This window comes from Streptomyces sp. NPDC050549, from assembly GCF_040655035.1.
Lineage (GTDB): Bacteria > Actinomycetota > Actinomycetes > Streptomycetales > Streptomycetaceae > Streptomyces.
In genome coordinates this window covers 1-22,937 of the sequence record NZ_JBFAJD010000028.1, presented here as the reverse complement: position 1 = coordinate 22,937, position 22,937 = coordinate 1, and the positions used below count along the sequence as shown (strand labels likewise).

The window sequence follows — 22,937 nt, the reverse complement described above, 5'->3', positions numbered from 1 at the left end:
GTGTGGTGATGTGTGACAGCGGGTGAGGCGTCGCGCGCGGCCCAACTCGTAGGTGGCCCGCTACTGGTACCCCCGTCCCTGGGGACTCCGCCCCCCAGCCCCCCCCCGGGACCTGTGCCCACCCACCACCCGCCGCCTCAGCGCGTCGAAAAGCCCGCCTCAAAAACCCCGTACCGCCCGTGCCACCCGCGTCCCCGCCGCCGCCCTCGGCCCGCTGTCCGGCCCTCTCCTGCGTGGGTGCACGGTGTTCGCCAGCAGGACCAGGAACGTGTCCGTCGCCGGATCCAGCACCAGCGACGTTCCCGTGAAGCCCGTGTGCCCCACCGCCCCCCGCCCCGCCAACTCCCCCATGAACCACGCCTGATCGACCGCGAAGCCCAGCCCCGGCGGGGTCAGCAGCAGTTCCACGAAATCCGCGCCCAGGATGCGGGCGGGGCCGTAGGAACCCCCCGCCAGGAGCGTGCGGCAGAACACCGCCAGGTCGCGGCCGGTGGAGAACAGGCCCGCGTGGCCGGCCACGCCGCCCAGAGCCCAGGCGTTCTCGTCGTGGACGACTCCCCGCAGCATTCCGCGGTCCGCCTTGCCCCACGGGCGGCGCTGGTCCTCGGTGGCGGCCGCGCCGGGGCAGGGGCCGAAGTCGGTGGACGTCATGCCCAGGGGGCGGGTGATGCCGTCGTGGACCAGGCCGTCGAGGGTGCGTCCGCTGACGCATTCCAGGACGAACTGGAGCAGGAGGAGGTTGAGGTCGGAGTACAGGTATGTGCCCGACTCTCCCACCGGTGCCTCCGCCCGCAGCATCGCCAGCCGTTCCGAGTCGTCCGCGCAGTCGTACAGCGGGAGTTCGGGGCGCAGGCCGGATGTGTGGGTGAGGAGCTGGCGGACGGTGATGTCGTGGCGGGCGGCGGCGCGGAAGTCCGGGAGGTAGGCGCCGACGCGGGCGTCGATGCCCAGGGTGCCCCGCTCGATCTGCTGTATCGCGGCGACGGACGTGAAGAGTTTGGTGAGGGAGGCCAGGTCGAAGGGGGTGTCGACCGTCGTCGGGACGCGGGAGGCCAACGGCAGCTCCACACCCGCGTCGGTCCCGGGGTCGTAGGCCGAATACCGCACGGCCCAGCCCGCCGCCTCCTCCACGGCGATCACGGGGCCGCGGCCGGCGACCACGACGGTGCCCGCCGCCCAGGGGCGGTCGCCGGTGGTGAGGTCGTGGACCTCCCGGATCAGGTGTCGGAGTTCACCGGCGTCGAGGCCCGCTCGTTCCGGTGTGTCGCTGCGCAGTCTCGGGGCGCTCAGCTCCCCACTCCCTCCGCGGTCGTACGGGTGTTCCAGGGACGGCACATTCCCACGAAGCAGGCCACCGCCACCAGTGCGGCCACCAGTTGGACCACGGCCATGGGTACGGCGGTGTGTTCGCCCGCGATGCCGACGAGCGGGGAGGCCACGGCCCCGATGAGGAAGGAGGAGGTGCCCAGCAGCGCGGAGGCGGAGCCCGCGGAGTGCTTGGTGCGCATGAGGGCGAGGGTCTGGGCGTTGGGGAGCGTCACGCCCATCGCCGACATGAGGACGAAGAGGGCGGTGGCCACCGGGACCAGGCCCACCTCTCCGAACACGCCCGTCGCCATCAGCAGCAAGGCCGTCGCGGCCAGCACCACCACCGCCAGGCCCGCGCCCAGCACCTTGTCCATGGAGACCCGGCCGACCAGCAGCTTGCCGTTGATCTGCCCGACCGCGACCAGGCCGACCGAGTTGACGCCGAACAGCAGGCTGAAGGTCTGCGGGGAGGCGCCGTAGATCTCCTGGACGACGAAGGGGGACGCGGAGATGTAGGCGAACAGGGCGGCGAAGGCGAAGCCGCCGGTGAGCACGTAGCCGGTGAAGGGGAGGTCGGCAAGGAGGCGGCGCATGGAGCGCAGGGCCTCGCCGGTACCGCCCACGTGCCGGTCGGCGGGTGCGAGGGTCTCGGGGAGGCGGGTCCAGACGAGGACCGCGAGGGCGGCCCCGACGAAGGTCAGGACGACGAACACGCCCCGCCAGTCCGTCACCCGCAGGATCTGGCCGCCGACGAGCGGCGCGACGATCGGGGCGACCCCGGAGACCAGCATGAGGGTGGAGAAGAAGCGGGCCATGGCCACGCCGTCGTAGAGGTCGCGGACGACGGCCCTCGCGATCACTATTCCGGCCGCGCCCGCCAGGCCCTGGAGCAGGCGGAAGGCGACCAGGGATTCGACGTTCGGCGCGAACGCGCACAGGGCGGTCGCTACGACGTAGACGGCGAGGCCGGTCAGGAGCGGGCGTCTGCGGCCCCATCGGTCGCTCATCGGGCCGACCACGAGCTGCCCGAGGGCCATGCCGGCGAGGCACGCGGTGAGGGTGAGCTGCACGGTCGCGGCGGGCGCGTGCAGGGCGCGGGTGACCTCCGGGAGCGCGGGGAGGTACATGTCCATCGACAGCGGGGGTGTCGCGGTGAGGCCGCCGAGGACGAGGACGACGAGGAGACTCGCGCGGCGGGTCGCCTTGAACGGCGGCGGTACGGCGGACTGCGGCGCGGCCGGCGCCTGCGCCCTCTGCTCGGGCATGCGCCCCTCCCTCCCTGACTGATCCGCCACCTATGCTCTCAGCTCGTACGAGGTGCCGAGGTACTGGTGAGCGAGGGTGGGGCCGCAATGACGGAAGAGAACGTGCGCTGGGGGATCCTGGCGACCGGCGGGATCGCCGCCGCGTTCACGGCGGCGCTGGTGGATCTGCCGGACGCGGAGGTCGTCGCGGTGGCCTCCCGGACGGAGGAGTCGGCGAAGGCGTTCGCCGAACGGTTCGGGATCGAGCGGGCCTACGGCGACTGGGCCGCGCTGGCGGAGGACGGGGACATCGATGTCGTCTACGTCGCCACCCCGCACTCGGCGCACCGCGCGGCGGCCGGTCTCTGTCTGGAGGCCGGACGCAATGTGCTCGTCGAGAAGGCATTCACCCTCAACTCCCGTGAGGCCACCGAGCTCGTGGAACTGGCGAGGGCGCGCGGCGGCTTCCTGATGGAGGCCATGTGGATGTACTGCAATCCGCTGGTACGGCGGCTGAAATCCCTCGTCGACGAGGGTGCGATCGGCGAAGTGCGTACCGTCCAGGCCGACTTCGGGCTCGCCGGGCCCTTCCCGCCCTCGCACCGGCTGCGGGACCCGGCGCAGGGCGGCGGCGCGCTGCTGGACCTCGGGGTGTACCCGGTGTCGTTCGCGCAGCTGCTGCTCGGTGAGCCCGCCGGCATCAAGGCGTCGGCCGTGCTGTCCGCCGAGGGTGCCGATCTGCAGACGGCGGCCCTGTTCTCCTGGGACAGCGGCGCGCTGGCCACGCTGCACTGCTCGATCGTCGGCGGTACGGGGACCTCGGCGTCGGTGACCGGTTCGCTGGGCCGGATCGACATCCCGGACGGCTTCTTCCATCCGGAGCGGTTCGTGCTGCACCGGGACGGGCGTGACCCCGAGGAGTTCGTCCTCGACCCGGCGGACGGGCCGCGCAACACGCTGCGGCACGAGGCGGCCGAGGTGATGCGGGCGCTGCGGGCCGGTGAGACCGAGTCGCCGCTGGTGCCGCTGGAGGGCACTCTCGCGGTGATGCGCACGCTCGACACGGTGCGGGAGCGGATCGGGGTGCGGTACCCGCAGGAGGGCTGACCCGGGCTCCTAGGCTTCGGTCCATGAACGCTGAGCAATCAAGGATCGCCGTGGTGACCGGCGCGGGCTCCGGGATCGGCCGTGCGGTCGCCGTGGAACTGCTGGGCGCGGGCTGGTCGGTGGCGCTGGCCGGCCGCCGCACCGGGACGCTGGAGGAGACGGCCGCGCTGGCGCCCGGGGGCGCCTCACTCGTCGTGGCGACGGATGTGGCGCGGCCGGAGGACGTGGCCGGGCTGTTCGGGGCGACCGTGGAGCGGTTCGGGCGGGTGGACCTGCTGTTCAACAACGCGGGGACGTTCGGGCCCGGTGGGGTGCCCGTGGAGGAACTGCCGTACGACGCGTGGCGGCATGTGGTGGACACCAATCTCAACGGGGCGTTCCTGTGCGCGCAGGCGGCGTTCCGGCAGATGAAGGAGCAGGCGCCGCAGGGCGGGCGGATCATCAACAACGGGTCGATCTCCGCGCACACGCCCCGTCCGCACTCGGTGGCCTACACCGCGACCAAGCACGCGCTGACGGGGCTCACCAAGTCGCTGTCGCTGGACGGGCGGCCGTACTCGATCGCGGTCGGACAGATCGACATCGGGAACGCGGCGACGGACATGACGCGGCGTATGGAGACCGGGGCGTTGCAGGCCAACGGGGTGGTAGCCCCGGAACCGGTGATGGATGTCGCGGATGTGGCGCGCACGGTACGGCACATGGCGGAGCTGCCGTTGGCGGCGAATGTGCAGTTCGCGACCGTATTGGCGACCGCGATGCCGTATGTGGGCCGTGGTTGAGGCAAGTTGCACAAACGGAATTTGACCGTCCATACCATTGCGCCCGGTTACTGACTTATGCTCAACTCTTCTCCACCAAAGCTTCACAGTTGGAGCACTTGGCTTCCACAGACCAACCCGAGGGGGGAGGCGGCAGCCGTTCCACTGCCCGGGTGGGGGTGGACCTCGCGTGGGACCGCGAGGTTTCGCACCGGGCGGTGGAACGGCTGCCGCACAGCTCAACTCCCGTCGTCCTCCCGGGACTTCGCCGCCGCCACGGCCGCCTGCCGCCTGCGCAGCGCGAACGCGCCGCCCGCGAGCAGGACCACCGTCCCGGCCGCACCCTCCAGCAGCCGCCAGGGCGAAGCACCGTCCGACGACGAGGCCGCCGCGCCCGTGGACCCCGGAGCCCCCTTGGCTCCCTTCCCCGACGGCGTCGGGCTCGCGCTCGCCCCGCCCTCGCTCAGCGGCTCGACCAGCGTGCCCACCGCCCGGGCCGAACTCCCTTTGCCGAAGCCCCAGTCGAGCAGTGCCTCGGTCTCCTTGTAGACCTCGTTGCCGCCGTTGGCCGGATGCATCACCGTGACCAGCAGGGTGCGGCCGTCGCGGGTGGCGGCGCCGGTGAAGGTGTTTCCGGCGTGGCTGGTGTAACCGTTCTTGACGCCGATCATGCCCTTGTACGGGCGCAGTCCGTAGGCCCCGGTGAGCAGGCGGTCGGTGTTCTGGATCTGGAAGGTCTTCTTGCCTCCGGCCGGGAAGTTCGCCGTCCTGGTGGAGCAGTAGGCGCCGAAGTCGTCGTCGCGCAGGCCGTGCCGGGCGAAGAGGGTGAGGTCGTACGCCGACGAGACCTGCCCGGGGTGGTCGAAGCCGTCCGGGCTCACCACATGGGTGTCCAGGGCCTGGAGGTCCTTCGCCTTGGCCTGCATCTCGGCGACCGTCTTGGCGATCCCGCCGTTCATGTGGGACAGCACATGCACGGCGTCGTTGCCGGAGCGAAGGAAGACGCCCTGCCACAACTGGTGGACGGTGTAGGTGATGCCGGGCTTGACGCCGACCAGGCTGGAGCCGGAGGGGACGTCGGCGAGATCGGCGTCGGTGACCCGGTAGGTGCGGGTCCGCTCGAACTTCCCCAGCACGGTGTCGGCGAACAGCATCTTCAGCGTGGACGCGGGTGCGAGGCGCTGGTGCGCGCGGTACGAGGCGAGCACCTCGCCCGTCTTGTGGTCGGCGACGAGCCAGGAACGAGCGGTGAGCTTCTTGGGCAGACCGGTGGCACCACTCAGCTGGATCCCGTCGCGGGCCAGACGCTCACCGCCTATCTCTGTCGCCGCGGACGCTGGAGTGGCCGCTGCCACGGGAAGGGCGGCGGCGGTCAGGCCGAGAGCGGCTCGCCGGGTGAGCCGAGAGGAATCGCGCATCCGGGGACCGTACAAAATCGGGGCCGGGCGGTGCACGGCGGGGGTGGCGAAAAGACGCCGGAGGGAAGGCGCGGCACCCCATACCAACAGGCCATTGAACTGGGGTTTCCTGGCAGGAAGCCCTCGACAGCTTAGGAATGAGCTGTCTGACACAATTCTGATTTCGGGCGTCTTTTTCTCAGGCCAGACACATCCTTTACTCAGGTCGACTCAAAGGTTCCTCCATAGCTTGTGGCCGCGCCCACAGCGGGCGCCAAGAACCTTTGGGGAATGGGATGTTTGGCATCTATCTCAAGCGCGAGCTGAGCCGGCGCAAGAAGGCGGCCCTGGTCATCGCCATGGGTCTGGCGCTCGGTATCGCGCTGGTCATCACCGTCAACTCGGTGTCGGCCGGCATGAATCAGGCTCAGGACAAGGTCCTCAAGTCTCTTTACGGTCTCGGAACTGACATGACCGTGACCAAGGCGCAGTCGGCCCCCAAGGCCGGCAGCTCACAGGGTCCCAGCTTCAAGTTCGGCGCCACCTCCTCCAGCAGCAGCTCGCAGAGCTCGGACCGGGTGAACACGCAGGGCGGTCAGGTCCTCGCGTCCTCCCTGGTCACCAAGGTCGGCGCGCAGAAGGGCGTGTCCGCCGCGGTCGGCTCGCTCACCCTGAACGTCACCAAGGTCGACGGCTCCTTCACCCAGGGCAAGGCGAAGTCCTCCACCACCTCCGGCTCCTCCGGTTCCTCGCAGCAGGGCGGCCCCGGCGGCGGTGGCGGAACCGGCAGCACCGGCGCACCCCAGGTCCAGGGCGGCGGCGCCAACTTCAACGTGAACTCGTACTCGGTCGCCGGCATCGACGTCACCAACCAGACGCTCGGCCCGCTGTCCACCTCGAAGATCACCTCCGGCAAGACGTTCACGACCTCGCAGACCAACGCGAAGGTCGCCGTCATCAGCGCCTCGTACGCCAAGTCGAAGAAGTACAAGGTCGGTTCGACCTTCAAGATCTCCAGCACCAAGTTCACGGTCATCGGCATCGCGACACCCAACAGCAGCGAGTCCACGATCGACGTGTACCTGCCGCTGAAGCAGGCGCAGACGCTGGGCGACTCGAAGAACAAGGTCACCACGATCTACGTCAAGGCGACCGACTCCAAGCAGATCTCGGCCGTCAAGTCGACCATCCAGAAGAACATCTCGGGTACGACGGTCACCACCTCCGCCGACCTCGCGTCCACCGTGTCCGGCTCGCTGTCCACCGCCTCCAACCTGGCGACCAGCGTCGGCAAGTGGCTGTCCATCGCGGTCCTGATCGCCGCGTTCCTCGTGGCCGCGCTGCTCACCTCCTCCGCCGTGTCCCGCCGGGTGCGTGAGTTCGGCACCCTCAAGGCGCTCGGCTGGCCGAGCCGCAAGGTCACCCGGCAGGTCGTCGGCGAGTCCATGGTCAACGGTCTGATCGGCGGCGGTCTCGGTATCGCGCTGGGCCTCGCCGCGGCCTACACGGTCACCGCGATCAGCCCCAAGCTGACCGCACAGCTCGGCAACACCGGCGGTGGCGGCCAGGGCGGCCCCGGCGGCGGTCAGGGCGGCGGCCCCGGCCAGCAGGCCACCCAGAACACCCTGGAGATCGCCCTGAACGCGCCGGTCTCGCTGACCACCATCGCCCTCGCCGTGGGCCTGGCCGTCACCGGCGGTCTGATCGCCGGCGCGATGGGCGGCTGGCGTGCCTCCCGGATGCGCCCGGCGGACGCCCTGCGCAGCGTGTCGTAGTCGCTCGCCGCGACCCCTGATCCGGGGCGCCGCCTCCACTCCCCCCGGGAGACGGCGCCCCAACCCTCTTCTTCTTCACGGACTCATCGACGGAGATCCCATGTACAAGCTCACCGGCGTCACCAAGCGCTACACGCGGGGCAAGGAGACGGTCGAGGCGCTGCGCGGCGTCGACCTGACGATCGAGGACGGCGACCAGCTCGTCATCCAGGGCCCCACCGGCGGCGGCAAGTCGACGCTGCTGCAGATGATCGGCGGCCTGGACCGCCCCACCGAGGGCAGTGTCGAGCTGGACGACGTCAACCTCGCCACCATCAGCGAGGCCAAGCTGACCCGGCTGCGGGCCGAGAAGATCGGCATCATCTTCCAGTCCTTCAACCTCATCCCGACGCTCACCGCGCAGGAGAACGTCGAGACGGCCCTGGTCCCGCTCGGCGTCAAGCCGGCCGAGCGCCGCGAGCGGGCCGCCGAGGCGCTGACCTCGGTCGGCCTCGGCGACCGCCTCAAGCACGCCCCCTCCGAGCTCTCCGGCGGCCAGCAGCAGCGCGTCGCGATCGCCCGCGCGCTGGTGAAGAAGCCGAAGGTGCTGCTCGCCGACGAGCCCACCGGCAACCTCGACGAGGGCACCCGCGACGACATCATGGGCCTGCTGGAGGGCCTGTGGCACGAGTACGGGCTGACCTTCGTCATGGTCACCCACGACTCGTCAATCGCCCGCCGCGCCCCGCGTCTGGCCACCATCAAGGCTGGCCGGATCACGCTGACCGAGCAGGGCCGGGGCGGGCAGTTCACCCCCCAGCAGCAGTACGCGCAGCACGGCAACCAGGGTTACTGAGCCCGCCCGTTGATCCAGTCGGGGCCGTTCACCACCCGAGCACCTGGTCGATCTCGACCAACTGCTCGGAGGTGAGCGGCCCTTCGGCGATCACCCCGGCGTTCTCGTACAACCGAGGCCCGAGGCCGACCGCCCGGCGGTGAGCCACTCCTCCGCCGCCGCGCCCGCACTCCCCCACGCCAGGGACCGGCCGCCCGCTGTCGCCCTGCCGTTGAACCGCTCACCGCCCCAGCACCCGATCGATCTCCGCCAACTGCCCCGCGGTGAGCGGCCCCTTCGCGATCGCGCCCGCGTTCTGCTCGGCCTGCGCGACCGAACGGAAGCCCGGGATCGGCACGGTGCGCGGGCTGCGCGCCCACAGCCAGGCGAGGGCGCCCTGCGCGGACGTACGGCCCTCGGAGGTGAGGATCTCGCGCAGGGCGTCCACCCGGGCGACCCAGTCCTCGTCGGCCCCGGCGCCCTGCTTGAAGCCCTGCATCCAGGCGGGCGGGGTGTTGCGGATGTCCCCGGGCTCCAGCGTCCGCCCGGCGGCCTGCTTGCCGGTGAGCAGCCCCATGGCCAGCGGGCTGCGATTGATGCTGGCGAGCCCCAACTCCTCGCACAGCGCGAACATTTCGGGAGCGTCCTGGAACACGTTCGCCGCGTGCTGCACGGCCGCACAGTGCTCCCCCTCGGCGAACACGGCGGCGCGCGCGGGGTCGTCGGTGCTCCAGGCGTAGGCCCGGATCAGCCCCTCCCGCACGAACTCCTCGCACTGCTCGCGGAGTTGGGCGGCGCGCTCCAAGTCGGCGTCGGACAGGTGCAGTTGGTAGAGGTCGACATGATCGGTGCCGAGCCGCTCCAGTGACGCGGTGAGGGCGCGGCGGGCGTACTCCGGGGAGTCGTCGGAGCCGGTGAGGGTGCGGGTGTCCTCGTCGAAGACGTTGCCCCACTTGGTGGCGAGCACCACGTCGTCCCGGCGCTTGCCGAGCGCGCGGCCGAGGACGCGTTCGCTGTGCCCGGCGCCGTAGGTGTCGGCGGTGTCGAAGAAGGTGACACCCAGGTCGAGGGCGCGCCGGATCGCCCGTACGGACTCCTCGTCGTCGACCTTGCCCCAGCCCAGCGGCTGCCCGCTCGCGTCCTGCCACTCCCCGCCGATGGCCCAGCAGCCGAAGCCGAGAGCGCTCACGTCGATACCACTGCGTCCCAGGGTCCTGCTGTTCGTCTCCATGCCTGCGGACACTAGGAGTTGCAGTGCACACCAAGGCAAGGGTTTTTACGTGGGTCAGGCCTGCCCGGTCTCGAAACGGGCGATCCGGCCGTCCTCGCCGACCGTGAAGGTCCACCGGGTGCGCATCTCGCCCCACGCGTCGTTGGAGTAGCGGGCGACCAGGGCGCGGCCGCCGTTCGACTCGCGGTCGACCTCCATGTGGCCGTGGGAGGAGAAGATCTCCCGGTCGATCCACTCGGCGAGGTCACGGTCGGAGCCGTCGTCCGACATCGTCGCGTCCGGCGTGAGAAGCGCCAGGAAGGCGTCGCGGTCATGGGCGTTGACGGCGCCGACGAAGGCCCGGACGGCCGGATCGCTGAGTTTGGCTGGCTGAATCGTCATGCCGGTCAGACTCACATCGTTGCCCGGGGCCCGCCACCCGAACGGCGGCCTGCGCAGGCCCGCCGCGGGCCGGAGATGCGACGGTGGAGGGACCGTCCGCGCCGTCCGTCCAGGGAGTCACCGTGACCTGTTACGACCGACAAGATCTGGGCCTGCTGCTGCTCCGGCTGGGTGCCGGCGGTGTCCTGGCCGCGCACGGTTCGCAGAAGCTGTTCGGCTGGTTCGGCGGGGGCGGGATCGAGGGCACCGGCGCGGCCATGGAGGCGATGGGCTACTCCCCCGGCAGACAGAGCGCCACGATGGCGGGCCTCGCGGAGGCGGGCGGCGGCGCCCTGCTCGCGCTGGGCCTGGCGACCCCGGCGGCGGGCGCCACGGCGGCCGGTGCGATGGTCGGCGCCGCCACCGTGAGCAGGCCCAACGGCTTCTTCGCGGCGGCCGGCGGCTACGAGTACGCGGCCTCCCTCGCCCTGACCGCGGCCGGCCTCGCGATCACGGGCCCGGGCCGTATCTCCCTGGACCACGCGCTCGGCCACGCGGTGAACCGGGGCTGGATGGTCCCGGCGGCGCTCGCGGTGACCGGGGCGGCGACGGCCGTGGTGGTCGGCCTGCGCAACCGGCGGGTGCGGGAGTCGGCGGAGTTCGGGCAGGAGGCGCTGTTCGACGAGGTGGACGCGGTCTTCGGCAAGTAGGACGCGGTCCGACCGGCCGCCGGGCCGTGGTGGCAGGCTGGGCGCATGAGTGATCAGAAGGACCAGCCCGCCGGGCTCTGGACCGGTATCGAGGACCTCTGGACCTGGGTGGACACCAACCGCCCCCTCGACGGCCGCGAGGGCCTGCTCCTGCGCATCCTGAAGCTGTCCGAGGAGGTCGGCGAGGTCTCCCAGGCGGTGATCGGGGCGACCGGCCAGAACCCGCGCAAGGGCGTCACCCACACCTGGGACGACGTCCAGGCCGAACTCTGCGACGTCGTGATCACCGCGCTGGTGGCGCTCCGCACCCTGACCCCCGACACGCAGGAGGTCTTCACCCGTCACCTGGCCCGGGTCGTGGAACGCTCTCTCGGCCCGTCCGCCGTTGTTCACCCTCAGGACCTGCCCGCGCAGCGCGGAGTTGGTGAGATCCGCTGAGCCTTCTCGTCGACACCGAGCCGACGAAGGGGTCCCAGTGCAGGACTACGCATCTTCCGAGGGAGTTTTCTCCGGCGGAGTCTTCTCCAGCGGGCGCAGGACGGTGGCCGTGGCGGGCACCTGCCTCGCCCTCGCGGCCCTCGGCCTGAACACCCAGGCACACGCGGCGAGTTACGGCACCCCGACCATCTCCCTGTCGGCCGGCTACCTCTCGGGCGCGGTGGGCGGCGTCGGCGATCCGACGGTCCAGGTGACGGTCGCCCAGAGCGGCGCGGACGCCGGCGCGTTGACGGTCGCGGCGAGCAAGAGCAGCAAGACGTCCGTGGCGCCAACGAGTGGGGTGACCGTCACCGGCACCGGCGCCACCCGTCAACTCGCCGTCGCCGCAACCGCGCAGGGCTACACCGACCTGACGGTGAAGGTCACGGGCCTCGGCGGCAGGACAGCCACCAAGACCCTGCACTACGCGGCCTCGGCCTCCGTCCAACAGCCCGCGGACACCCGCTACTTCACCGGCTCCAGCGACGCGTCCGCCGCCGTCGACGTGGGCGGCGGCTATGTCGTCGTGGCGGACGACGAGTCCAACGTCTTCCGCCTGTACGACCGTTCGGCCTCGGGCGCGCCGGTCAGAACCTGGGACTTCAGCGACGACATCGGCGTGGACAAGGAGATCGACATCGAGGGCGCGGCCCGCGTCGGCGACACGATCTACTGGACGGGCTCGCTCGCCAACAACAAGGACGGCGAGTACAAGGCGGCCCGCAACACGGTCTTCACCACCGAGGTGACCGGCAGCGGCGTCAACACGACGCTCTCCTACGGCAGTTCGTACGGCAGGCTGCGCGACGACCTGGTGGCCTGGGACAAGGCGAACGGCGACAGGTACGGCTTCGCGGCGGGCACGGCGGACGGCGAGGTCCCCAAGGAGATCGACGGATTCAACGTGGAGGGCCTGGAGTTCGCGCCGGGCTCGACGACCACGGCGTACCTCGGTTTCCGGGCGCCGCTGGCCCCGGCGGTGGCTGGAGGCAAGGCGCTCCTCGTCCCGGTCACCAACATCGACAAGGTGGTGGCGAACGGCACCGCCGCGTCCTTCGGCACGCCGATCGAGCTGGACCTCGGCGGTCTCTCGGTGCGCGACATCCGCAAGAACGCGGCGAACCAGTACCTGATCGTCGCCGGTTCCTGGGCCGCCGACGACAACTCCGACCCGTACGCCCTCTACTCCTGGACCGGCAGCGCGGCCGACAGGCCGGTCAGGCTGCGCGACCTGCCGACCACGGACCCCGGCGCCTGGGAGGCGGTCGTAGACGTACCGGATCTGACGGCGTCGGGCGCCCGCGCCCAGCTGATCACCGACGACGGCGCGGCCGACCTGTACGGCGACGGCACCGAGGCGAAGGACCTCACGCACCCGGAGTGGCAGAAGTCGCGCTCGACCTGGTTCACGGTCACCGGCTGACGGGCGAAGCCGATGGATGCCGTGCGCCCGGTGGGGAGGCCGGGCGCGCGTCACCCTGGCACCCTGGTTCCCGACAACACCGTCGAGGACGAAAGCCGAGTCATGACCACCGAGAAGCTCACCGTAGGCGTCCTGGGCACCGGCATCATGGGCGCAGCGATGGCCCGCAACCTCGCCCGCGCCGGACACACCGTCCACGCCTGGAACCGCACCCGCGCCAAGGCCGAACCGCTGTCCGCCGACGGCGCGCACGTCACCGACACCGCGTCGGAGGCCGTACGCGACGCGGACGTGATCCTCACCATGCTCTACGACGGCGACGCCGTCCTGGACGTGATGCGCGAGGCCGCGCCCGTCCTGCGCCCCGGCGCCGCGTGGATCCAGTCGACGACCTCGGGCCTCGAATCGGTGGGCGAACTGGCCGCGTTCGCCGGCCGCCACGACCTGCTCTTCTACGACGCCCCCGTGCTCGGCACCCGACAGCCCGCCGAGGCCGGTCAGCTGACGGTCCTCGCGGCGGGACCGGAGTCCGGCCGCGAGACGGTCACCCCGGTCTTCGACGCGGTCGGCGCCCGCACGATGTGGGTCGGCGAGGACGGCGCCGCGGCCACCGCGACCCGCCTGAAGCTGGTCGCCAACAGCTGGGTCCTCGCCGTGACCAACGCGGCGGGCGAGGCCCTGGCCCTCTCCAAGGCCCTGGACGTGAACCCCCAGAGCTTCCTCGACCTCATGGCCGGCGGCCCCCTCGACATGGGCTATCTGCACGCCAAGTCCGCCGCGATCCTCAACAACCAGCTCACTCCGGCGAGTTTCGCGGTCACGACGGCGGAGAAGGACGCCCGGCTGATCGTGCAGGCCGGCGCTGCCCACGGCGTCCGCCTCGACGTGGCGGCGGCGGGCGCGGAACGGTTCGCGCGGGCGGCGGCGCAGGGGCACGGCGACGAGGACATGGCGGCGGCGTACTTCGCGAGCTTCGAGGCCGGGACGGACGGGAAGCCGACCGAGTCGTCCTGATCCGGCCTTGATCTCGTCACAGCCGGGACACAGCGAGAACACAGCGGAAACCGGTCGTACGGCCCGAACTGTCTCCCCCGCCGAAATGCCGGCATGTCCGGTCGCACGAACCGAACTCGGGGGACGTCATGCAGAAGAGCAGCATCCGCAGGGCCGCAATGGCGATGGCCGCGCTGTCGGCGGCATTGGTGGTGACGGCATGTCAGCCGGGCGACACGGACACCGGGTCCGACGTGTCGTCAAACACGCCGACCGCGACCGCCTCCCCCGCCTCCTCCGGGTCCACGGGGACCTCCGGGTCCACCGGGACCACGGGGTCGTCCGGATCCACGGGGACCACAGGGTCATCCGGATCCACGGGGTCCACGGGGTCGTCCGGGCCCGCGGGCACCGCGGTGAAGACGTGCGCGGCGGCCTCGCTCAAGGCGATCGCCTACCAGGCCGCCGACCGGCCGCAGGGCACCGGAACCGGGGCGGCGATCGTCCAGTTCACCAACACCACCGCGAAGTCGTGCGTCCTCAAGGGCCACCCCACAGTCGCCGGCGCCGCGAACGGTTCCCCGGAGCTCAACGTCCCCCTGAAGGTCACGCCCACCGGCTCCGCCTCCCCCGTGAAGCTGTCGCCCGGCGGCCAGGCCTGGCTGAAGCTGACCTTCGTGCAGGTGCAGGGTGAGGGGGACGGCTACTGCGAGTCGGGGTCGGCGCCGGTGATCTACCCGACGATGGTGATCGGGCTGCCCGGCGCCGGGAAACACCAAGTCGCCCTTGAAGACGGGCAGTTCGCGGAGTGCGACGGCACGCTGACCGCGACGGCCGTGACGGCGACGAAGCCCTCCTGACCGTACGACCGCCGGTCGGCCGTACGGCTAGACCGACTGGCGGTCCCCCGACGCCTCCACCGCCAGCCCCCGCATGACGTGTTCCAGGAGGGCGAGCAGGACCGTCTTCACCGACTCCCGGTTGCGGGCGTCGCACAGGACGAGCGGGATGTCGGGGGCGAGGTCGAGGGCGGTGCGGATCTCCTCGGGGTCCTCCTCGCAGATGCCGTTGAAACAGTTGACGCCCACGGCGAAGGGGATGCCGCGGTGCTCGAAGAAGTCGACGGACGGGAAGCAGCTCTCCTGCCGCCGGGTGTCGGCGAGGACGACCGCGCCGAGTGCGCCGCGGGACAGGTCGTCCCACATGAACCAGAACCGGTCCTGTCCCGGAGCGCCGAAGAGATGGACCACCAGGGCCGAACTCGGCGTGATCCGGCCGAAGTCCATGGCGACGGTCGTCGTGGTCTTCTGCTCCACGCCGGCGAGGTTGTCGATGCCGACGCTGGCCCCGGTGATGAGTTCTTCGGTGCGCAAGGGCGTCGTCTCGCTGATCGCGCCGACGAGCGTGGTCTTGCCGACGCCGAAGCCGCCCGCGACGAGGATCTTGGCCGTGGCGGCGTTGGGCGCGACGGTGGTGGCGCGGGAGCAGCTCGCGCGGGGATCGGATTCTGCGAATGCCGTCGATCACTGCCTGGAGGAAACGGGCGTCGGGAGTACCGGCCGCGGTGGGCGGGGAGACGGAGACGAGTTCGTTGTCCAGCAGGTCATCGAGGAGGACCCGGATCACCGCGACGGGCAGATCGAGCCGGGCGGCGACCTCCACGAGCGCCGTCGGGGTACGGCAGAGCGCGAGCAGCCGGTTCTGTTCCGGCTGGAGGCGCTGGTCGCGGGTCGGTGGCCGGACCGTGCTGATCAGGGTGATCAGCTCGATGCCGGAGTGGGCGGTCGGGGTGCGGCCGCCGGTCACCGTGTACGGGCGGACGAGCAGCGCGGGGTCTTCGTCCTCCCACGGATCTTCCTCTGACCAATGTCTCATTCATGCTCACCCGCGAAGGGCACACCGCTGTACTCCGGGAACCGGGGGGCCGCGCTGAGGAACTGCCCCACCTGCCGTACGACCATGGTCATTTCGTAGCCGCCGTTGCCGACGTCGACCTCCGACGTGGCGAGGACGGCGAGCCGGGCGCCGCCGCCGGCCGTGGTGACGAAGAGGAACAGGTCGTCCATCTCGATGACGGTCTGCTGCACCCGGCCGCCGCCGAAGTGGCGGCTGGTGCCGAGCGCGAGCGAGTGAACTCCCGAGGAAACGGCGGCGAGTTGCTCGGCGTCGTCCTGGGCGAGCTTCTCGGAGGAGCCGACGAGGAGTCCGTCCTCCGACAGGACGATGGCGTGCAGGGTCTCGGGGATCCGCTCGATCAGGTTGTCCAGCAGCCAGGCCAGTCCGCCGTGCGTGGTGTTGGGCGCAGTCATGGGTTGTTCCTTGTCGGACGGGGACGGGTGGGCAGCTGACGCCGCTCGGGCGGGGTGGTGGGCCAGGTGGCCGGCGGGAACTCGTCTTGCGGGGGTGCCTGGCGGCCGGGCGCGGAGACTTCCCCGCGCGCCGACGAGGGCCAGGCGGGCATGGGCACTTCCTCCTGGGCGCGGGCCCGGCGGGTGCCCGGCGGGTGCCGTCCCGGAGCGCGGCGAGCATCGAACGCGCCTGCTCCGGCCACCGCTCCGCCTCCCGCCCCGGACCGTGGTCACCCTCGGATTCCACGACCCGGTCCCGCAACTGCGGCGCGAGATTGGCCTGCCGCACCCGCCGCGGCAACCGCCCGGAACCACCCCGGTTCCCGAGCGACGACGCGCCGCCACCGGGACGGGATCCGCCGGTCGACGCACCGCCACCGACCCGGAAACCGGAAGCCGTATCGCCGCCGCGAAGCCCGGCGGACGGCGTCTCGCCGCTGCGGGAACCCGCGTACGGCGGCATCTCCCCGGTACGGGAACCCATGGAGGGCGCATCCCCCACCCGAGAACCCAGGGACCGCATCTAAACACCGGTCACCCGCACCAACTCCACCGACTTCCGGAGCCGTTGGACGGGCACACCGCACTCATCCCCGCCCCGGCTCCTCCAGCAGCGCCAGGCTCTGCGCCCCTAACGACGCCATGCCGTACGTCTCCGCCCCGCGCGCCGCCTCCCGCAGCAGCCGGACCGCGCGCGGCTCGCCGCCCGGGCCGCCCTCCCGGCGCAGTGCGCGGGCCTGGGCCAGGCGGAGGCGGGCGAGTTCGGGCTGTGAGGAGCGGGCCGGGACCGCCGCCTGCCGGAAGTGGTCGAGGGCCCTCTCCGGCTCCCCCGCCGCGAGCGCCAGCAGCCCGCAGGCCCGGGCGGTCGGGCCGACGAGAACGCTGGGCCAGCCGCCCAGGGCGATCTGCTCGCCGTCGTGCGGCGCGAGGCGCGCGCGGAGCCCGGGCACCGCCTGCGCCAACTCGGCCTCGAATCCGCCTTCGAGGTCCAGCGCCGCACAGACCTCCGCCAGCAGCACGAGCGCGGGCACCGCCCAGCCCGACGGCGGGAACCGGTCGACGTCGGCGACGCAGCCGAGGAACAGGTCCGCCCCCTCGGCATGCTGCCCGGTCTCGCACAGGGTGAGGGCCATCCCGGCACGCCAGACGGGGAAGTAGGCATGGCGCTCGACGTCGCCGGCCAGGTCGGAGGTGAGCAGCTCGGCCAGGCGGCCCTGTTGGCGCAGCAGCCAGTAGGCCTGACCGAGCCGGGTCTGTGTCAGGTTGTCCGCCGGTACGGCGTAGTCGGCGCGGAGGAGTTCGATGAACTTCAGGGACTCCACGAAGATCCACTCGGCGGCGGCGTCGAACCGGCCGTGCCACAGGTCGAGCAGGGCGTCGAGGGTGTGCCGCTGCCAGCGGGCCAGGGCGCTCTGGGTGTACGCGGCGTGCTTGCGGTACTGGTGGGCGGTGGCCAGGGCGCTGAAGATCCTGCCGTTGCGCAACTGGTCGATGGCGACGGCCATGAGCGCCTCACCGCGGAAGTACGCCGAGTCGTGCCGGGCCGCGGCCTCGCGCAGCCGCTCGGAGAGGTCCAGTGAATCGGGAGCGCTCATGAAGTCGTAGCGTGCCCACCGGCATTCCGTGAGGACCTCGCAGCGCACCTCGTCGTCGCCGTCCTCGGGTAATCGGCGCAGCGTGTCCTCGGCGAGCCGGGCGCCCTCGGCGGGACCGGCGAGCCCGGCCGCGGTGTCCTGGCTGACCGCCAGGGCCATCTTCTTCGCCAGATGCGCTTCGAGCCGCAGCCGCAGCCCCGCGGCCTCGGGGCCGGCGTCGCCCTCCAGCGCGGACAGGCACCCCTTGATCGACTGGAGCAGCTCACGGTCGACCTGCCCGGGGTCGGACCAGCGGCGGGCCAGCCTGATCACGGCCTCGGCCTGCGCCCGCGGATCCCCGGCGGCGCCGCGATAGGCGGCCGTGTAGTGCCGTTCGGCCTCCCGCATCTCGCCGGCGGCATGGCTGAGATCACCGCGCCGCAGCAGCCGCAGGAACTCGGCCCGTTCCTGGGCCGGGCCCGAACGGCCTTTCTTTCCGGGGGACTTGACCAGTCGGACGGTCTCCCCGCGGACGGTCCCCGGCGGCTCGTCGGTACCGGGTAGTGGTGCCAGGCCGGCCAACGCCCCCTTGGCGCCCAGGACTTCGTCGCACAGCTGGGCCAACTCCAGGGACGCCCTGCGGCGTCCGTTCTCGACGCGACTGAGGAAGCTGCGGCTGCAGTACACCTTGCCTGCCAGTTCACTCAGTGACATACCGGCCGCGATGCGGCGCCGGCGCAACTCCGGGCCGAATCCGTCGTGCTCGATGGCCATCCCCCCAACAACATGCCGGCCGAACGGTGTTGCCAAATACCCGCTGGCAACACCCGACCCCTGCTGACCGGCACGATTACCGACGAAGCTGTCTGTGCCGGGAGCCTACCGGGCACAGGGGCGTGCCCATTGGCGGAACAGGAGCACTGGTCATGCCTTCGAGCGAACCTGTGGCGTCGACGGCCGTCGATATGCCGGAGGCACTCGATCACGGCACACCCACCACTGGTTCCGGCCGGACACCCAAGAGCTGAACGACGACGGGGGGATGGGGGGTCCACGGTCCGGGGCGCGCGGGGGGCGCTCCGGACCCCGGATCCTGTCGTCACCTCAAGGGCCGAGCCGGCCGGTCAGAACCCGGCCGTACGCGCCGCCGCGTATACCTCGGCGGAGACGTCCTTCAGTTCCTGCGCGTCCCGCGCGGCCCACGAGAGGTCGACCAGGAACTCGTCGAGGCCGATCCCGTCGTACGCCATCAGGTCGCTGACGATCTGCTCGACGTCGCCCTGGAAGGGGCGGCGGTCCGGTCCCTCGTACCGCTTGGCGGTGTAGTCGGGGTTGACACGAACCACCGTCCGCAGCGGGCGGGTTCGGCCCCGCTCGGCGGCGAGATCCTGCAACTGGCGCCAGCTCGCGGCCACTTGCTCGGGTCCGTCGGCGTACGGCAGCCAGCCGTCGGCCTGGTCGACGAGCCGGCGCATGGCCCGTGGGGAGTTGGCGGGCACGAGGATCGGGATCGGGCGGGCCGGTTTCGGTCCGACCACCAAGTTCGCGAAGAGCCACCAGGACGTCCTGCAGGTACTGACGCCGCACGTCCCCGGAGTCGACGAGGAAGAGGTCAGCTGACGGACACTCGGGCGCAACCTTCCGGTGATCTGGCGTGTCCACGTAGTGTGCTGACGATACGTAGAAGCAGACCATGGCGGACAGTGGCGGCCGCCGCCTTCGCGGCCGCCACTGTGGCGATCGCGACTCCGGCCGCCCACGCCGCCGGAACGACGCTCGTCCTGGACAGTCAGGAGAACTACTACCTCCCCACCGCGGGCGAGGGCCCGAACCTGGGCCTCGGTATCAGCGCCTCGGGCGGGGACGCCCATGACGTCTCGGTCGCGGTCGACGCCTCGTCCCTCGCCGGGAAGGCGACGATGGTGGTCACGGGAGACTGCGTGAGCACCGGCACCCTGAAGGTGAGGTGCGACGTGGGCCCGCTGTCGGGCGGCGAGTCGATCGACCCGTTCTTCCTGAAGCCCACTGCGGCCGCCAAGGCGGGCGACACCGGTGCCATCACCTACACCGCCACCGCCTCCGACGCGGCCACCGTGACGGGGAAGACGGACGTCCTGGTCGGCGGGCCCAAGCTCGTCTCCCGGTCCTACCCGGCGCTGAAGGGCATCGCGCCCGGCGCCGTCTTCGAGCGCACCCCGGCCTTCACCAACACCGGCACAGCCCCCGCCGACAAGGGCGTCATGCTGCTGGTGCAGGACTCGGAAGGCGTCTCTCTCGCCCGTGACCACTCCAACTGTCACTACTCGGACCAGTCCGACGTCGGCGCCTGGTGCCGGTTCGACACCCCGGTCGCGCCCGGCGCGGCCTACAAGACGGACGCGCCACTGCGCTACACCGCCTCCAAGGACACGATGTACGGCTACAACACGTACGTCGTGTGGCCGGTCGGCGGCACCGCGCCCGACTCCTTCCGCCCGTCCGACTTCCCCGGCACCGGCACCGGCGCGCCGCTGGGCCTGAAGTCCCTCGCCTCCGGCTCCGGATTCACCGGCTCCGGGTACGGCACCTTCGCCACCACCCAGCACGCCGACTACCAGGCGCTCGGTGACACGGTCGAGGGCAAGGTCGGCAAGACGGTGAGCATCACCGTGGGCGTACGGAACAACGGGCCGGGCCTGATGAACTTCCGGTGGATGGACGCCGACAACTCCGGCACGTTCGTGGTGACCCCGCCCGCCGGCACCACCATCACCGGCGCCCCCGGCCCCGGGGAGCAGGGCGACCCCGGACCCAAGTGGAACTGCACACCGCGCAAGGCCGGCGCGAAGAGCTACACCTGCGACATCGCCAGCACGGACTTCAAGCCGGGCGACTCCGTGACCCAGGAGTTCACGGTACGGATCGACCGGGTCGTCCCCGGCGCACGGGGCAGCGTACGGGCGGTGGAGAACCCCGAGTACCCCAACCGTGACGACGACACGGCGAACAACACCGCGGTGATCACGGTGAAGGCCACCGGCTCGGCGACCTCCAGCCCCTCGCCCAGCACCTCCGCGTCCCCGTCGGCCGCCGCCACCGCCACCACGAGCCCGTCCGGCTCCGGGGCGGGAACCAGCAACGGCACGACGACCGGCGGCGGGCTCGCCGCCACGGGCACGGACGGAGCCCTGCTGCGGGCGGGCACCGCCGTCCTGCTGGTCGCGGGCGGCGCGCTGGTGTTCCTGGCGGCACGGAGGTCACGGCTGCGGGGCGGCCGCTGACACCGCCGCCCCGGCGCGGCAGGGCGTCGACGGCCGATGAGGCGCCCCCGACGCCGGGGACCGGGGCACGGAAAACGTGCCGGTGCGTCGGCCGACCCGAGGTGGCGCCTCGGGTCGGCCCGCCCGCCCGGGTGGCCCGCGCTTGACCTTGACACGACGTCATCGTTTCCACTCGGTTCATGCGAATCAGCGAAGTCGCCACCCCGGTCGGGGTCACCGCGCGGGCCGTGCGGACTACCACCATCCGGGGCTGTTGCCCGAACTGGGTCTGGGACTCGAAGGAGTACGGGATGCCCTCGCGGACACCGCGAGTCGCGACCTGACGGAGATCTTGCAGGGACTGGACGCTGCCCCGGCACGGCAGGAGGCCGTGACCCGGCGCTGGCGGACGCGACTGGCCCCACTCCTGGTCCAGGTCCCCTTCCAGCCCGGATCGCTGTCCCCTTACGTTACGTGCCGGGGTCGCCCGAACTCGCCGACCTGCTGGCGGTTCTCGGGGCCGTCGACGACTCACCGACGGCCGCCAAGGACCGAGCGCACCCGGCCTTCCTCAACGCCACAGGACCCCCGGAGACGAGGGTCGCGCTGACGGCGACACGGCACGGCATGCGACGGCAGGCCGGAGAGGTCCACGGCCTGCTGAACGGCCGCGACGACCGGCAGCCGGACGACCCGCAGGTGGCCCGGGCCGCCGCGCTGGAGGCCCTTCTACCCGATGCCCTGGCGACGCAGGTCCCCGGCACGGGCGCCCGCTGCCCGGCCGACATCCCCTCCGCGGACCTGGCCCCGGCCCAGGCGGCAGCCGTGCGGCGCGCACTCGAACTCGTCAGGCAACGGCAGGAGGAATCGCCATGACCCTCACCCCTCCGGCTGCCCAGCCACCACCCACCGCTCCCAGGCACGCCTCCTCATCCGTGCTGCGGTTTCTCGCGCACGAGCACCGGATCATGGAGAGCCTGATCCGGTGGGCCACCCGCCGGCCACACGGCACCAAGGGGGTGGACGGGGTCTTCACCCACGGCAGGGACCAGGCGGGCATGATGTACGGCCTCACGTTCGCGTGTGTGATCGAGACCGTCGCCCTCTCCTTCCTGCTCGCCCGCTGGCCCGTCGTCCACACCGCCCTCCTGGTCGTCGACGTCTACACCGTCCTGTTCGTCCTCTGACTGCACGCCGCCTCCCGCACCCGGCCGCACACTCTCGCCGGCCGCACCCTGCGTATCCAGCAGGCCGCCGGCGTCGCCCTCCGCCTTCGGCTCGACCAGATCGCGTCCGTCCGGCGCGAGGCACGTTTCACCCACGAGAAGAATGACCGCGAGCTGAACCTCCCCATCGGCTCGCAGACTTCCCTCACCCTCGAACTCACCGAGCCGGTCGACGCACCGACGTTCCTCGGCACACCCCGCCTCGTCACCCGGATCAGGCTGCACGCAGACGCCCCGAAGACCCTCTACGACGCCATCACCCGAGCCCGGACGACGCCCGACCCCACCCTGGAAACGGGGCCCCACAGGCCAAGAGCTCGTAACCACCCACGCCGGACACGACGTCGCGCCGGCGTACTAGCTAGACGCCGCCGGGCGGGACCTCCGGGAAGATCTCGCGATGGACCGGGCCATGGTGGACGGGCCAAGGTGGACGGGCCGAGAGGCTGGTGGCCTCCGTCGAGGGCGCCCCCGCCGACCCCGAGCAGCAGTCGGCCTGGGAATCCCCTCGCCGCGCTCAGCCCACCCGAAAGGCAGCCGCCGAACTCCTGGCCGACGACGCGTACGGGCTGCGCGCGCTCCTGCGCGGCTCCGGACTGCCCATCGTCCCGCACCTCCTCGCCCGCGCACTTCCACGGGAACTCCCGGGGAACCCGCAGGTGGAAGCGGGAAGCCCCCGGGCGCAGGAAAGGCCCCGACCGGCCTATGAAACCAGGTCAGCGACGCAGCGCACCTTCGGTGCGCGCCGGGGGCGTGGTAAATCCTGTGGTGCGCGCCGAAGGTGCTTCTGTCTGCCCTGACGGGGGCTGATGTCGGTCCGGGACGCTGGTGAGGTTCGTTCCGGCCGAAACCGATAGCTCTGTGATGCCGGTGAGCTCGCAGGTCAGCGTGGTACTGGGGGCCGTCCACGGGAACCGTGGAGTGTTGCTCTGAGCACGTGCGTCAGAATT

General features: G+C 71.5%; 21 protein-coding genes and 2 pseudogenes. 12 read left to right on the top strand and 11 right to left on the bottom strand.

The features are described from left to right. Positions 1–159: 159 nt before the first annotated feature. Together AB0I51_RS32620 and AB0I51_RS32615 are read right to left on the bottom strand one after the other, a co-directional pair. Positions 160–1,335: a serine hydrolase domain-containing protein gene (locus AB0I51_RS32620; protein ID WP_362981387.1), complete on the bottom strand. Its 1,176-nt coding sequence runs from the start codon at positions 1,333–1,335 to the stop codon at positions 160–162. After that, on the bottom strand, positions 1,287–2,573 hold the full coding sequence (locus AB0I51_RS32615) for a multidrug effflux MFS transporter (protein WP_362981385.1): 1,287 nt from the start codon (positions 2,571–2,573) through the stop codon (positions 1,287–1,289). The genes AB0I51_RS32620 and AB0I51_RS32615 overlap by 49 nt, the downstream gene beginning before the upstream one ends. An 87-nt stretch (positions 2,574–2,660) precedes the next feature. On the opposite strand from AB0I51_RS32615, the gene AB0I51_RS32610 reads away from it, so the two are divergent. Both AB0I51_RS32610 and AB0I51_RS32605 read left to right on the top strand, forming a co-directional pair. Further along, the gene (locus AB0I51_RS32610) at positions 2,661–3,659 is read left to right on the top strand and encodes a Gfo/Idh/MocA family oxidoreductase (RefSeq protein ID WP_362981383.1); all 999 of its coding nucleotides are present in this window, start codon (positions 2,661–2,663) and stop codon (positions 3,657–3,659) included. Between the two features lie 23 nt (positions 3,660–3,682). Then, complete coding sequence (locus AB0I51_RS32605; protein WP_362981381.1) at positions 3,683–4,441, top strand: SDR family oxidoreductase; 759 nt, start codon at positions 3,683–3,685, stop codon at positions 4,439–4,441. Positions 4,442–4,659: 218 nt separating this feature from the next. On the opposite strand, the gene AB0I51_RS32600 is transcribed toward AB0I51_RS32605, so the two are convergent. Further along, positions 4,660–5,838, bottom strand: a complete 1,179-nt coding sequence (locus AB0I51_RS32600) for a D-alanyl-D-alanine carboxypeptidase (protein WP_362981379.1) — start codon at positions 5,836–5,838, stop codon at positions 4,660–4,662. 275 nt (positions 5,839–6,113) lie between these two features. Here AB0I51_RS32600 and AB0I51_RS32595 point away from each other — a divergent pair, with 275 nt between their 5' ends. Both AB0I51_RS32595 and AB0I51_RS32590 read left to right on the top strand, forming a co-directional pair. Further along, a complete protein-coding gene (locus AB0I51_RS32595) occupies positions 6,114–7,592 on the top strand; it encodes an ABC transporter permease (RefSeq protein WP_362981377.1) in 1,479 nt (492 codons plus the stop codon). 100 nt (positions 7,593–7,692) lie between these two features. Then, positions 7,693–8,427: an ABC transporter ATP-binding protein gene (locus AB0I51_RS32590; RefSeq protein WP_362981375.1), complete on the top strand. Its 735-nt coding sequence runs from the start codon at positions 7,693–7,695 to the stop codon at positions 8,425–8,427. A 220-nt stretch (positions 8,428–8,647) separates the two neighbouring features. Here AB0I51_RS32590 and AB0I51_RS32585 read toward each other — a convergent pair whose 3' ends face one another. Together AB0I51_RS32585 and AB0I51_RS32580 are read right to left on the bottom strand one after the other, a co-directional pair. Continuing rightward, positions 8,648–9,637 (bottom strand): aldo/keto reductase, encoded by a 990-nt coding sequence (locus AB0I51_RS32585; protein ID WP_362981373.1) that lies wholly within the window; start codon positions 9,635–9,637, stop codon positions 8,648–8,650. Between the two features lie 54 nt (positions 9,638–9,691). Beyond that, complete coding sequence (locus AB0I51_RS32580) at positions 9,692–10,018, bottom strand: nuclear transport factor 2 family protein (protein WP_362981371.1); 327 nt, start codon at positions 10,016–10,018, stop codon at positions 9,692–9,694. Positions 10,019–10,140: 122 nt separating this feature from the next. On the opposite strand from AB0I51_RS32580, the gene AB0I51_RS32575 reads away from it, so the two are divergent. The 4 genes from AB0I51_RS32575 to AB0I51_RS32560 all read left to right on the top strand — a co-directional run bounded on the left by AB0I51_RS32575 (position 10,141) and on the right by AB0I51_RS32560 (position 13,621). After that, complete coding sequence (locus AB0I51_RS32575; RefSeq protein ID WP_362981369.1) at positions 10,141–10,707, top strand: DoxX family membrane protein; 567 nt, start codon at positions 10,141–10,143, stop codon at positions 10,705–10,707. Positions 10,708–10,752: 45 nt separating this feature from the next. Next, entirely contained in the window at positions 10,753–11,145 is a 393-nt protein-coding gene (locus tag AB0I51_RS32570; protein ID WP_362981367.1) for a MazG-like family protein, read from the top strand. A gap of 109 nt (positions 11,146–11,254) precedes the next feature. Then, entirely contained in the window at positions 11,255–12,607 is a 1,353-nt protein-coding gene (locus AB0I51_RS32565) for a hypothetical protein (RefSeq protein ID WP_362981569.1), read from the top strand. A 102-nt stretch (positions 12,608–12,709) separates the two neighbouring features. Then, a complete protein-coding gene (locus tag AB0I51_RS32560) occupies positions 12,710–13,621 on the top strand; it encodes an NAD(P)-dependent oxidoreductase (RefSeq protein WP_362981365.1) in 912 nt (303 codons plus the stop codon). 202 nt (positions 13,622–13,823) lie between these two features. On the opposite strand, the gene AB0I51_RS32555 is transcribed toward AB0I51_RS32560, so the two are convergent. Beyond that, positions 13,824–14,045, bottom strand: a complete 222-nt coding sequence (locus tag AB0I51_RS32555; protein WP_362981363.1) for a hypothetical protein — start codon at positions 14,043–14,045, stop codon at positions 13,824–13,826. Here AB0I51_RS32555 and AB0I51_RS32550 point away from each other — a divergent pair. Then, a complete protein-coding gene (locus AB0I51_RS32550) occupies positions 14,017–14,460 on the top strand; it encodes a DUF4232 domain-containing protein (RefSeq protein WP_362981361.1) in 444 nt (147 codons plus the stop codon). The genes AB0I51_RS32555 and AB0I51_RS32550 overlap by 29 nt on opposite strands. Positions 14,461–14,487: 27 nt before the next feature. On the opposite strand, the gene AB0I51_RS32545 is transcribed toward AB0I51_RS32550, so the two are convergent. From AB0I51_RS32545 to AB0I51_RS32525, 5 genes and pseudogenes are all read right to left on the bottom strand, one after another. Beyond that, positions 14,488–15,042, bottom strand: a complete 555-nt coding sequence (locus AB0I51_RS32545) for an ATP/GTP-binding protein (RefSeq protein ID WP_362981567.1) — start codon at positions 15,040–15,042, stop codon at positions 14,488–14,490. Positions 15,043–15,166: 124 nt separating this feature from the next. Further along, a pseudogene (locus tag AB0I51_RS32540) lies at positions 15,167–15,475 on the bottom strand (DUF742 domain-containing protein); the annotation flags it as partial. Beyond that, positions 15,472–15,909: a roadblock/LC7 domain-containing protein gene (locus AB0I51_RS32535; protein ID WP_362981359.1), complete on the bottom strand. Its 438-nt coding sequence runs from the start codon at positions 15,907–15,909 to the stop codon at positions 15,472–15,474. The pseudogene AB0I51_RS32540 and the gene AB0I51_RS32535, both read right to left, overlap by 4 nt. Before the next feature lie 626 nt (positions 15,910–16,535). Further along, entirely contained in the window at positions 16,536–18,296 is a 1,761-nt protein-coding gene (locus tag AB0I51_RS32530; protein WP_362981357.1) for a helix-turn-helix transcriptional regulator, read from the bottom strand. A 350-nt stretch (positions 18,297–18,646) separates the two neighbouring features. Next, positions 18,647–19,069: pseudogene (locus AB0I51_RS32525) on the bottom strand (LLM class flavin-dependent oxidoreductase); the annotation flags it as partial. Between the two features lie 156 nt (positions 19,070–19,225). Between AB0I51_RS32525 and AB0I51_RS32520 the strand changes: the two are divergent. From AB0I51_RS32520 to AB0I51_RS32510, 3 genes are all read left to right on the top strand, one after another. Then, on the top strand, positions 19,226–20,782 hold the full coding sequence (locus tag AB0I51_RS32520) for a hypothetical protein (RefSeq protein ID WP_362981355.1): 1,557 nt from the start codon (positions 19,226–19,228) through the stop codon (positions 20,780–20,782). 453 nt (positions 20,783–21,235) lie between these two features. Next, complete coding sequence (locus AB0I51_RS32515) at positions 21,236–21,637, top strand: hypothetical protein (protein WP_362981353.1); 402 nt, start codon at positions 21,236–21,238, stop codon at positions 21,635–21,637. After that, a complete protein-coding gene (locus AB0I51_RS32510; protein ID WP_362981351.1) occupies positions 21,634–21,948 on the top strand; it encodes a hypothetical protein in 315 nt (104 codons plus the stop codon). Before AB0I51_RS32515 ends, AB0I51_RS32510 begins: the two co-directional genes overlap by 4 nt. Positions 21,949–22,937: the final 989 nt, after the last annotated feature.